This is a genomic window from Nocardia sp. NPDC088792, assembly GCF_044750615.1.
GTDB lineage: Bacteria > Actinomycetota > Actinomycetes > Mycobacteriales > Mycobacteriaceae > Nocardia.
In genome coordinates, this window is sequence record NZ_JBIVKC010000005.1 from 505,754 (window position 1) to 517,144 (window position 11,391).

At 67.7% G+C, this 11,391-nt stretch carries 12 protein-coding genes and 1 riboswitch; of the genes, 8 read left to right on the plus strand and 4 right to left on the minus strand.

Features of this window, described 5'->3' with window-relative positions; translation table 11 throughout:
- Window positions 1-8: 8 nt before the first annotated feature.
- Window positions 9-122: riboswitch (SAM riboswitch) on the minus strand.
- Between the two features lie 235 nt (window positions 123-357).
- Together ACIP5Y_RS34520 and ACIP5Y_RS34525 are read left to right on the plus strand one after the other, a co-directional pair.
- Entirely contained in the window at window positions 358-1,020 is a 663-nt protein-coding gene (locus ACIP5Y_RS34520) for a heme oxygenase (biliverdin-producing) (RefSeq protein ID WP_400356590.1), read from the plus strand.
- Window positions 1,021-1,260: 240 nt separating this feature from the next.
- Window positions 1,261-1,935, plus strand: a complete 675-nt coding sequence (locus ACIP5Y_RS34525; protein ID WP_400356591.1) for a LysE family translocator — start codon at window positions 1,261-1,263, stop codon at window positions 1,933-1,935.
- A 42-nt stretch (window positions 1,936-1,977) separates the two neighbouring features.
- Here ACIP5Y_RS34525 and ACIP5Y_RS34530 read toward each other — a convergent pair whose 3' ends face one another.
- From ACIP5Y_RS34530 to ACIP5Y_RS34540, 3 genes are all read right to left on the minus strand, one after another.
- A complete protein-coding gene (locus ACIP5Y_RS34530; protein ID WP_400356939.1) occupies window positions 1,978-2,442 on the minus strand; it encodes a flavin reductase family protein in 465 nt (154 codons plus the stop codon).
- Window positions 2,443-2,581: 139 nt separating this feature from the next.
- Window positions 2,582-3,055: a YbaK/EbsC family protein gene (locus ACIP5Y_RS34535; protein WP_400356592.1), complete on the minus strand. Its 474-nt coding sequence runs from the start codon at window positions 3,053-3,055 to the stop codon at window positions 2,582-2,584.
- Between the two features lie 40 nt (window positions 3,056-3,095).
- The gene (locus ACIP5Y_RS34540; RefSeq protein ID WP_400356593.1) at window positions 3,096-3,416 is read right to left on the minus strand and encodes a 2-oxo-4-hydroxy-4-carboxy-5-ureidoimidazoline decarboxylase; all 321 of its coding nucleotides are present in this window, start codon (window positions 3,414-3,416) and stop codon (window positions 3,096-3,098) included.
- Window positions 3,417-3,630: 214 nt separating this feature from the next.
- On the opposite strand from ACIP5Y_RS34540, the gene ACIP5Y_RS34545 reads away from it, so the two are divergent.
- Together ACIP5Y_RS34545 and ACIP5Y_RS34550 are read left to right on the plus strand one after the other, a co-directional pair.
- Entirely contained in the window at window positions 3,631-4,452 is an 822-nt protein-coding gene (locus ACIP5Y_RS34545) for a crotonase/enoyl-CoA hydratase family protein (protein ID WP_400356594.1), read from the plus strand.
- A gap of 93 nt (window positions 4,453-4,545) precedes the next feature.
- Complete coding sequence (locus tag ACIP5Y_RS34550) at window positions 4,546-6,198, plus strand: MDR family MFS transporter (RefSeq protein WP_400356595.1); 1,653 nt, start codon at window positions 4,546-4,548, stop codon at window positions 6,196-6,198.
- Between the two features lie 45 nt (window positions 6,199-6,243).
- Here ACIP5Y_RS34550 and ppa read toward each other — a convergent pair whose 3' ends face one another.
- Window positions 6,244-6,735 (minus strand): inorganic diphosphatase, encoded by a 492-nt coding sequence (gene ppa / locus ACIP5Y_RS34555; protein WP_400356596.1) that lies wholly within the window; start codon window positions 6,733-6,735, stop codon window positions 6,244-6,246.
- Window positions 6,736-6,933: 198 nt separating this feature from the next.
- On the opposite strand from ppa, the gene dacB reads away from it, so the two are divergent.
- The 4 genes from dacB (at window position 6,934) to hpt (ending at window position 11,352) form a co-directional block, all read left to right on the plus strand.
- Window positions 6,934-8,370 (plus strand): D-alanyl-D-alanine carboxypeptidase/D-alanyl-D-alanine-endopeptidase, encoded by a 1,437-nt coding sequence (gene dacB / locus ACIP5Y_RS34560; RefSeq protein ID WP_400356940.1) that lies wholly within the window; start codon window positions 6,934-6,936, stop codon window positions 8,368-8,370.
- Between the two features lie 160 nt (window positions 8,371-8,530).
- Window positions 8,531-9,535 (plus strand): zinc-dependent metalloprotease, encoded by a 1,005-nt coding sequence (locus tag ACIP5Y_RS34565; protein WP_400356941.1) that lies wholly within the window; start codon window positions 8,531-8,533, stop codon window positions 9,533-9,535.
- Between the two features lie 286 nt (window positions 9,536-9,821).
- The gene (tilS, locus tag ACIP5Y_RS34570; protein ID WP_400356942.1) at window positions 9,822-10,781 is read left to right on the plus strand and encodes a tRNA lysidine(34) synthetase TilS; all 960 of its coding nucleotides are present in this window, start codon (window positions 9,822-9,824) and stop codon (window positions 10,779-10,781) included.
- Between the two features lie 16 nt (window positions 10,782-10,797).
- The gene (gene hpt, locus ACIP5Y_RS34575) at window positions 10,798-11,352 is read left to right on the plus strand and encodes a hypoxanthine phosphoribosyltransferase (protein ID WP_397005386.1); all 555 of its coding nucleotides are present in this window, start codon (window positions 10,798-10,800) and stop codon (window positions 11,350-11,352) included.
- Window positions 11,353-11,391 lie beyond the last annotated feature (39 nt).

An 11,391-nucleotide genomic window follows, 5' to 3' on the forward strand; every position in this document is an offset into this window, starting at 1 on the left:
TGATCGAGAGTCCGCGCTTGCCGCGCCCGGTCGGGCGACAGCCGGGTCGTCACCCGGAGCACCCCACCGCGGAGGAGGGTTGCCGACCAGCAAGCCGGGGCTGAACGCTGGTACTCATGACCTGATTGGAGAGGCTGGCAGATGCACGGCACGGTTGTCAACCCTGCCCGGCCGGTAAGGGCCCAACCCCGCCAGGAGTGCGGCGGAGGGCAGATCGCACACAAATATCATCCGAAAGTTGGATCGGGTGGGCCCCGAAGTTCGAATCGCGCGATCGTTGCTGGCGCGTACGGTTGGTGGAGAAGTTAGGGTAGCCAAAGGAGAGCGCCCGGGGAGTTGAAACGAGGTTGCTCGACCATGTTGGACACCACCGACACCACCACGCCCTTCTCGACGCTCATTCGCACCGCGACCGAGCAGCAGCACAACGAGGCCGAACACTCCACCTTCATGCGTGACATGCTCGGCGGACAGCTCGGGGTCGAGGCGTTCTACCGCTACACCGCGCAACTCTGGTTCGTCTACGCCGCCCTCGAAAAGCATTCCGCCGCACTGGCTTCCGACCCGGTCGCGGGACCGTTCGTGCGTCCCGAACTGGAGCGCCTGCAGTCCCTCGAGACCGACCTCGCCCACCTCGGCGGCGAGAACTGGCGCGCCGGACTCACCGCGCTGCCGTCCACCGCCGCCTATGCCGCCCGCATCGACGAATGCGCGCAGACCTGGCCCGCCGGATACGTGGTGCACCACTACACCCGCTATCTGGGCGATCTGTCCGGCGGGCAGGTCATCCGCGGTACCGCCGAAAAACTGTGGGGCCTGCCCAAGAAGGGCGACGGCGTGCGCTTCTACGTCTTCGACGAGATCTCGAATCCGGCCGCCTTCAAGCGCGAATACCGCGAGAGCCTGGACCGCCTGCCGGTCGAAGGCTCCGAGGTCGACCGGGTACTCGACGAGGCCCGGCACGCATTCACGCTGAACACGGACCTGTTCCGTGAACTTGGCGCGGAATTCGCCGCGTAACAACGAGATTCACGAAGGTCGCCGGTCTGTCGGAGGGATCGGCGACCTTCGCCGGATCGGCCGCGGAGACCGGCGCGTGGAAGCGGCTCTTCGCGGCTGAAAGACCGCCGGTCGTGCGCGCTGTCACGGCCGGCGGTCTTGCGCTCGCCGACGGGGATGCGTTCTCCGGTCCCGTGTTCGCGGTGCGCGAAGTCTTGCCTGCTCTTGCGCTCGCGGGGCGGGATGGGTTGCTATGAATCGGTGAGTATCGCGCTGCTGTTGAGTTTTCTGGGGCTGTGTATTCTGCTGGCCCTCACGCCCGGGCCGGATACGTTTCTGGTGCTGCGCTTCTCGATGGCGGGATCGCGACAGGGCGTGGCCGCGGCCATCGGGTCGGCATTCGGCGGGCTGGTGTGGGCCGTCGTGGTCGCGGCGGGGGTGGCGGCGCTGCTGGAGCAGTCGGCGACCGCGTATCGCACGTTGAAGGTGGTCGGCGGAATCTATCTGCTGTACCTGGGGGTTCGGGCGCTGCTCGCGCATCGGCGGGAGCAAGGCCGGGCCGCCGCGGAACTGGACGAGGTCGGGGCGGAGCTGGAAGAGGCTGGGGCGCAGCGGGAAACCGCCGGGACGCGGGCCGCGTCGTCGTTGCGCTCGGCATTCGCTGCGGGGTTGCTATCTTGCATTTTCAATCCCAAGGTGGGGTTGTTCTATCTCGCGGTGCTGCCGCAGTTCCTGACGCATGTGACCTTCGGGGGTACGCTCACCCTCGGCGCGATCGAATCCACCATTGCCGCAATCGAAATGGTGGCGGTGGCGGTGGCGGCCTCGCGGGCGGTGGCCATGTTGAAGCGGCCCAAGGTGCGGGCGCGGCTGGAGCAGGCGAGTGCGGCGATCCTGGCGGCGCTGGGGATCGGGACGGCCGCCTCGGCGGTGTGAGCCGGACTCCTACCCGGTCCGAATCGAACGCTGCGGGGTGAGTCAGTCGGCGATCTCGGCGCGGTGATAGGCGCCGTTGTAATAGACCAGCGGGCCGGCTGCCGGGCCGTCGGTGGTGTTGTCGTGGACCCGGGTGACCAGGCCGATGACCAAGGTGTGGTCACCGATCGGGAGGAGCTGGTGGACGGTGGCGCGCACCCAGATCGGGGTGCCGTGCAGGATCGGCTCGCCGGATTCGATGGCGGTCCAGAGCGACCGGTCGGTGAAGCGATCCTCGGCGGTGCGGCTGAAACGCTGTGCCAGATGTTTCTGATGCTCGCCGAGGAAGTGCACGACCACGGATTCGGCCCGCAACAGGGACTCGATGCTGGAGGACGTCTCGGCGATATTGAACGAGATGAGCGGGGGCTGGGCGGAGAGGGAGGCGAAGGAGGTGGCGGTGAAACCGACCGGGCCGTTCTTCGAGTGCAGGGTGACGATGGTGACGCCCGCCGGATAATGCCGCATGGCAGCCCGATACTGCTGCGCGGTGATGCCGCTCAGATCATCGGGTACATGTAGCTCGGACCCGGGCGCCGGAGAATCGCTCACGTCACGAACCTACGTGTCCGGCTGCCCGGATATTCCGCCCTGTGCCATTTGTCGCCTAGTCCACATCGATGGCCAGGCCCGCCGTGATCCGCACCAGCTCGCCGAAGGTCGTGCGGAACAGCGTGTTCGGATGCCCGCCCGCCGCCCACAACTCCGTATGCCGGGACAGGGCGTTGTCCACGAACGTCGGCAGATTGGTCGGATGGCCGAGCGGGGCCACCCCGCCGATCGGCTGCCCCGTCACCGCCGGCACCATTGCCGCCGGTGCGCGGGTCAGCGTGCCCTCCAATCGCTGCCCGGTGCGGGACAGATGCACCTGGTGCGCGCCGGAAACCAGCAGCAGTACCGGATCGTCGTCGAGCAGGAAGAGCAGCGATTTGGTGATCGCACCGAGTTGCACGCCGAGGGCATCGGCCGCTTCCTGTGCGGTGTGGGTGGGATTCTCCTGGGTGATGATCACCCCGTGATGGCCGCGCGCGATCAAGGTGTCGGAGACCTTCGACGCGACCGGTGGCAGGGACCTGCGCATGGCACCAAGGGTAGATCGATTGCGGTGGATGTGCGGAGGATCAGTATTCGGGGTAGCCGTCTTCGGGCCCCAGCATGGTCTTCAGGCGGGCCCGGGTGATACGGGTCAGCTCCTCCAGGGTGTGCGCCGAAACGGATTCGTGCACACAGGAATCGAATACTCGCTCCAGATCGACTGAAGACAGGGCGTCCAGTTCGGCCTCGCCGGCCTTGCACAGCGCCTCGTGACTCGGGTACGGCCTGCTGTCGGCCAGCTTCGCCGCCCACGTGACATTGCAGCAGCATTCGAAGAGGGCATGCACGGCACGGCTACGGGTCAGGGAATTGAAGCGCTCCAGCCCGATTCCGTGATGCATCATCATCTCGGTCCTCCACACCCGCGTATGCGCTCCGGCGATGAAGAGAATGGTCCGTCCGCGGGGTCATGGGAACCAGTGGGCCGCAGCAGAATTAGCACAGCTTTTACACCGTGCCGGCCAACTCTGCGAACCGGTTGGTATCACTCGGGCCGCGCCGTCCGGCGGGGGCCGAGTGGCGGGGGGTGGAAGGTCTCGGTTGTCCCGTTACGCTGGACCGATGACCGATTGGAAGGCTTTCGACGTCGAGAGCAAGGACTACGTCGCACAGGTGACACTCACCGGCCCCGGCAAGGGCAATGCCATGGGACCGGACTTCTGGCGCGAGCTGCCGCTCATCTTCGGCGAACTCGACGCCGACCCCGAGGTGCGGGCCATCGTCCTCACCGGATCGGGCAAGCATTTCTCCTACGGACTCGACCTGCCCGCCATGAGCCCGCTGTTCGGGCCGCTGCTGGCCGACAAGGCGCTGGCCGGGCCGCGCACCGGCTTCCTCCGGCACGTGCGCACCATGCAGGACTCGGTCACCGCGGTCGCCGACTCGCACAAGCCCGTCATCGCCGCCATCTCCGGCTGGTGCATCGGCGGCGGCCTCGACCTGATCGCCGCCGCGGACATCCGGCTGGCCAGCGCGGACGCCAAGTTCTCGCTGCGCGAGGCCAAGGTCGCCATCGTCGCGGACATCGGCTCGCTGCATCGGCTCCCGGGCATCATCGGCGAGGGCCACCTGCGCGAACTCGCCTACACCGGCAAGGACATCGACGCCGCCCGCGCCGAGAAGATCGGGCTGATCAACGACGTCTACGCCGACCGGGAGGCCGTGCTGGACGCCGCGCACGCGCTGGCCCGCGAGATCGCGGAGAACCCGCCGCTCGTGGTGCAGGGCATCAAGGATGTGCTCGACCAGCCCAAGGCGGGCAAGGTGGCGGACGGGCTGCGGTACGTCTCCGCGTGGAATGCCGCCTTCCTGCCGTCGGAGGATCTGACCGAGGCCATTCAGGCCGTCTTCGAGAAGCGGCCGCCGCGCTTCCAGGGGAAATAGCAGCTTGGAATCGGTCGCTCGCCCAGCGTAAAAGGACTACAGACCTCCGCTTATCGGCCTATCGTGAGGCGGGTAAGGCTGGAGGTTTGGGCCATGGCTACTTCAGAAGTGGGCGAGTCGACCGAAACCGGCGACTTCAGCCACCGGGAAATATTGGTGATACTCAGCGGTCTGTTGCTGGGCATCCTCCTCGCCGCCCTCGATCAGACGATCGTTTCCACGGCGATCCGCACCATCGCGGACGATCTCAACGGCTACTCGCTCCAAGCCTGGGCGACCACCGCGTATTTGATCACCGCGACGCTTGCCACCCCGCTCTACGGCAAGCTGTCGGACATGTACGGGCGCAAGCCCTTCTACCTGACATCCATCACCCTGTTCCTCATCGGCTCGCTGCTCTGCACCACCGCACAATCCATGTACGAGCTGGCAGCCTTCCGGGCCTTGCAGGGGCTCGGCGCCGGCGGACTCATGTCGCTGGCCCTCACCATCGTCGGCGACATCGTCAGTCCCCGCGAAAGATCCAGGTACCAAGGCTATTTCCTGGCCGTCTTCGGCACCTCCAGCGTGATCGGGCCGGTACTCGGCGGACTGCTCGCCGGACAGCACCACATCCTCGGCATCGCCGGCTGGCGGTGGGTGTTCCTGGTCAACGTGCCCATCGGACTGTTCACCCTCGTCGTGGTCACCCGCGTGCTGCGCCTGCCCCCACGCGAGAAATCCCGCGACCGCGTGGACTATTGGGGCGCCCTCGCCCTCGCCGTCGGCATCACCCCATTGCTCATCATCGCCCAGCAAGGGCGCCAATGGGGTTGGCTCAGTGGGCGTTCCATCCTCTGCTACGTGGTCGCCGTCGTCGCCCTCATCGGATTCGTGCTGGTGGAAGCCGCACTGGGTGATGCCGCACTGGTGCCGCTGCGCATCTTCAAGAACCGGACCTTCGCGCTGGGCGTGGTCATCTCGTTCGTGGTCGGCGCCGGCATGTTCGGCGGAATCCTGCTGCTGCCACAGTATCTGCAGGCCGTCCGCGGTGCGTCCCCCATGCTCGGCGGGCTCCAGATGATCCCCATGGTGCTGGGCATGATGATCGGATCCATCCTGTCCGGGCAACTGATCTCCAGAACCGGCCACTATCGCGCCTACACGCTCATCGGCGCGGCCATGATCACCGTCGGACTGTTCCTGCTGCACTACCTGAAGGCCGACACGGCCTTCTGGATCATCGCGCTGTTCATGCTGTGCGTGGGCTTCGGGCTCGGGAACCTCATGCAGCCGCTCATCGTGGCCCTGCAGAATGCGCTGCCACCCAAGGACATGGGAGTGTCGACCGCCGCCGCGACCTTCTTCCGGCAGATCGGCGGCACTCTGGGCGCCTCGGTATTCCTGTCCCTGCTTTTCGACCGGCTGGCCCCGAATATCGGCTCGCAAATCGTTGCGGCGGGACGGGATCCGAATTTCCAGCACGCCGTGATCGCCGGTGCGCACGACGGGAATCCGGCGGATATGGCCCTGTCACAAGGCTTTCTGAATCACAATATGGCTGCCGCGCAGCAGGTGCTCAGTGACAGCTCCATCATTCAGAAGCTGAATCCCGTACTGGCGCATCCCTTCAAGGTCGGATTCGCCGAATCACTGTCGACGGTGTTCCTCACGACCTCCGCCGTCACCCTGCTGGCATTCGTGCTCGTGCTCTTCTGGAAGGAAGTGCCGCTGCGCACCACCGCGGGACTCACAGTCACCGAATGAACGAAAGCGGGTGGCGCGCAACGCACCACCCGCTTCCCGGCGAACTCAGTGGTCGCCCTGCTCCTTCAGGCGCGCGTACGCCTCGTCGACCAGGGTCTCCGCCTTCTCACGGCCTTCCCAGCCCTCGACCTTGACCCACTTGCCGGGCTCCAGGTCCTTGTAGTGCTCGAAGAAGTGCGCGATCTCCTTGCGCTGGAACTCCGGAATGTCCTCGACATCCTGAATGTGGTTCCAGCGCTTGTCACCGGCCGGTACCGCCACGACCTTCTCGTCACCGCCGGCCTCGTCGCTCATGATGAGCACGCCCACCGGACGGGACTCCACCAGCACACCCGGGAACACCGACTCCGGCAGCAGCACCAGGCAATCCAGCGGATCACCGTCGGAACCCAGCGTGTCCTCGATGTAGCCGTAGTCGGCCGGGTACATCATCGGCGTGTACAGGTAACGGTCCAGCCGCACGCGCCCGCTCTTGTGATCTACCTCGTACTTGTTGCGCTGACCCCGGGGGATCTCGATGGTGACGTCGAACTCCACGTCATCTCCTTCTTCGGTGGGCGGTATGGCTGCCGACTCGCCAGCTCGTTCGGGGGAACGACTGCGCAACGAGGATAGTGTGGAAGCCGGGCGCGTGGGTTCGGCAGGGACGCCCGGGCCGTCACCAGCCGAGGTGCCGCCCCCCACCACACGGTATTCAGGAGACAGCGGCAGGTGTTTGGTCGGAACAAGCAGAACATCGGTGGTCTGGAGGCCAGACGTCGGCGCAGAACCTGGATCGTGGTCGCAACGGGCCTGGTCGTGGTGCTCGTCGGGGCGACCGCCGTCGTCCTCACGGTGAAACCGTGGACCGAGGAATTCCGGCACGGGGGATTGACCATCGCCGCCCCGCCCGCACCCGTGAAGGCCATGCCGCAGGTCGTGCCCGCACCCGCGTCCGCGCCCGCGGCCACCAGGAACGGGCTCGCCGCGGCCCTCGGGCCCGTCGTCGGCAACCCGGATCTGGGCGCCTTCGCCGCCTCGGTCACCGACGGGGACTCCGGAAAGGTGCTGTGGACGCAGGACGCCGACAAGCCGATGATCCCGTCGTCCACCGGCAAGATCCTCACCATGGCGGCCGGACTGCTGGTGCTGCCCGCCGACCACAGGCTCACCACCAAGGTCGTGGCCGGATCCGCACCCGGTGAGATCGTGCTGGTCGCCGCGGGCGACCCCACCCTCACCGCACAGCCCGACGGCAACGGCTACTACCCGGGCGCCCCGAAACTCTCCGACCTGGTCGCGCAGATCAAGGCCACCGGGCAGCAGGTCGACTCGATCAGTGTCGACACCTCCGTCTACGCCGGCACCAACTTCGCGCCCGGCTGGGATCGCTCCGATATCGCCGGCGGTTCCATCGCACCGCTCGACCCGATCATGATCGACGGCGGCCGCGTTCAGCCGCTCGTCGAATACTCGCCGCGCGTGGACGATCCCGCCCTCGACGCCGGACGCCAACTCGCCACCGCCCTCGGCGTGGACCCCGCGCACGTCAAGCTGGGCACCGCCCCGGCCGGCGCCACCCAGCTCGCGGCCGTGCAATCCGCGCCCCTGCGTGACCGGATGCTGCAGGCCATGGTGCACTCCGACAATGTGGAAGCCGAGGCCATCGGCCGCGAAGTCGCCATGGCCACCGGACAGGAAGCCTCCTTCGCCGGCGCGGTCAAGGCCACCGCCACCGCACTGCAGGCCGCCGGCTTCGACCTCACCGGCCTGAGCATGATGGACTCCAGCGGACTATCCACCGACGACCACATTCCGCCGCGCCTGCTCAACCGCATCCTCACCGTCGCCGCACTGCCGGACAACCCTGCGGCACAAGCCAATTCGAGCGTCGACCCGGCCGCCACCGGACCCACCGGCTCCCCGCTCACCCCCATGCTCGACTTCCTGCCCATCGCCGGCGCCACCGGCTCCCTCGCCGACCGGTACACCGTGCGCAACCACGACGCCGCCGGCTGGGTGCGCGCCAAGACCGGAACTCTTTCCGTCTCCAGCGCGTTGGTCGGATATGTGCTGGACCGTGACGGGCGCGTACTGACCTTCGCGCTCATGTCGAACGATCGGCCGCCGGAAGTGAGCCGGCCGGCGTTGGACGCGGTCGCGGACGCACTGCGCAACTGTGGATGCTCGTGACGGGTGGATGAACATGACCGGACCCGAAAACCCCTCGGCCCCAGCCGATCCGCACGGAACAGACCTGTCCCGGCCGCCGGAACAGGTGCTGGTCGACCCGGACACCGGTGAACTCACCCGGAAACCCCGCACCCCGCTGACCGGCGCCGTCGACTGGAACATGGCCGCCCGCACCGGTTCCGCGCTGGTCCCCGCCGGACCGCGCACCAGCCGGTACTCCGCCGAACAGGCCGTCGCCGAACTCGCCGCCGCCTCCAAGCACGCCGAAGGGCCCGTGCGCCAGGTGAGCCGGCTCGTCGACGGCTCCGTCGTACCCGAGGCACTCATCGTGGACCGGCCCGGCTGGATCCGCGCCGCCGCCGACTCCATGTCCCAGCTCACCGGCAGCGGCGTCGACGACGCCGCCGAACGCGGCAAATTCGCGGGCAAACCCGCGGGCCTGCAGGCCGGAGCCATGCTGGCCTTCCTGTCCACCGCCATCCTCGGCCAATACGACCCCTTCACCGGACCCAACGGCACGCTGCTGCTGGTCGCGCCGAACATCATGGCCGTGGAACGAGCACTCTCGGTGCCGCCCAGCGACTTCCGGCTCTGGGTCTGCCTGCACGAGGTCACCCACCGGGTGCAGTTCTCCTCCGCGCCCTGGCTGTCCGACTACATGAAGAGCAATGTCGAAACCCTCGGCGACACCGGTGACGAACCGCTCGCCGACATGCTCGGGCGGCTCGTCGAAGCCGTCAAGGAACGCCGCCGCGGCATCGAGGACCCGGCCGGCGGCGTCATCGGCCTGCTCCGCGCCACCCAGGCGGAACCACAGCGCGACGCCCTCGACCGGCTGCTCATGCTCGGCACCCTGCTGGAAGGCCACGCCGACCACGTCATGGACGCGGTCGGACCCGCCGTCGTGCCCTCGGTCACCCGCATCCGCGCCGCCTTCGACCAGCGCCGGAAACGACCCGCCAACCCGATCCAGCGCCTGCTGCGCGCGCTGCTCGGCATGGACGCCAAGGTCGCGCAGTACGTGCGCGGCAAGAAGTTCGTCGACGAGGTGGTGGACACGGTCGGCATGGACCGCTTCAACACCATCTGGACCGACGCCGAAACCCTGCCGCGCACAGACGAAATCGCCGACCCGCAGCGGTGGGTGCGGCGCGTCCTCGGCTAGCGCCACGGTAACGCCTTGCGGCGCCCGCGTTCTCGGACCTGCGGGCCGCGTCCCCGGACGCGCCCGCTCTGCAGAGCGGTGCGGTGTGCATGGTCCTGGATTGTTCGTGAGGCCATGGACCACGGCCCTTCGTGAGGCCCCCGGCCGGACGGTTCGAGGCCCGGACCGGACGGCGGAGTCGGGGCGGATACGCCCGGCACCGGTCGTGAGGATGGCGGCGTGCGCATGCAACGATCGGGGCGTGAACGATCGGCCCAGGCTGCCCGAGACGCGCGCCGCGCTGGAGATGCGGCGTGCCGTGCGGGAATGGCTGGGTGCGTACGCGTCTGCCGGAGTGGTGGCGGTCGGACTGTCCGGGGGCGCGGATTCGCTGGCGCTGACCGCGGCCGCCGCCGCCGAGGCCGATGCGGTGGACGCGCTCGTCGTGGATCATCGGCTGCAGGACGGGTCCGAGGTCGTCGCGGCCGGGGCCGCGGCCGCAGCGATGCGGCTGGGGTGCCGGAGTGCGCGGGTGCTGACCATCGAGGTCGGCGGGGAGGGCGGACCGGAAGCCGCTGCCCGGCGGGCTCGATACGCGGCGCTCGATCAGGCGCGGGACGGGCTGCCCGTGCTGCTCGGGCACACCCTCGACGATCAGGCCGAAACCGTGCTGCTCGGACTCGGCCGCGGATCGGGGGCCCGATCCATCCGGGGCATGGCCGAATTCGACGAACCATGGGGGCGGCCGCTGCTCGGGGTGCGGCGGGCGACCACCCGGCAGCTCTGCGCGGACCTCGGAGTGGACCCGCACGAAGACCCGCACAACAGCTCACCCGAATTCACCCGGGTACGCCTGCGGACCGAAGTGCTGCCGCTGCTCGAGGACGTACTCGGCGGTGGTGTCGCGCCCGCGCTGGCGCGCACGGCAGCCCATTTGCGCGAGGACGGCGAGGTCCTCGATGCGCTCGCTGAGAAGTTGCTGGACCGTGCGCGAGACGCCGGCGGACTGCGCGTAGAGACGCTCGCCACTGCCGCGCCCGCACTCCGCCGCCGCGCCCTGCGCGCCTGGTTGCTGGAACGTGGCGCAAAATCATTGACGGACAGCAATTTACGCGCGGTGGAGGCCCTCGTCACACAATGGCGAGGACAGGGCGGGGTCGCCGTGGGCGGTTCGCTCAATGGGACCAGGTTGGTTGCCGCGCGTGAACATGGCAGGCTCATACTGGGCTCGGACCGGACCGGACCCGCACGGGGACGGCATCACTGAAGGGAAACCAGCGGACGTGTACGGGGACGACATCGCGTCGGTGCTGATCAGCGAGGAACAGATCTCGGACAAGGTCGACGAGCTCGCGGATCTGGTCGCCAAGCGTTATCCCGCCGATGCGCCCGAGGGCGATCTGCTGCTGGTGGGTGTACTCAAGGGCGCCATCTTTTTCATGACCGATCTGGCGAAACGGCTCACCGTGCCGACCCAGATGGAGTTCATGGCTGTTTCTTCCTACGGATCCTCGACCTCGTCCTCGGGCGTGGTGCGGATCATGAAGGACCTGGACAAGGACATTGCCGGGCGCAATGTGCTGATCGTCGAGGACATCATCGACTCGGGGCTCACGCTGTCCTGGTTGCTGCGGAACCTCTCCAGCCGTAACCCGGCCTCGCTCGAGGTCGTCACCCTGCTGCGCAAGCCCGATGCGCTGCGCACGCAGGTGGACGTCATGGCGGTGGGATTCGATATCCCGAACGAGTTCGTGGTCGGCTACGGCCTCGACTATGCCGAGCGTTACCGCGATCTGCCGTACATCGGCACCCTGGATCCGAAGGTCTACGGCGGGTAATCGACAACTCTCGTAACTCTCAGGGGCAAGCCCCTGAAA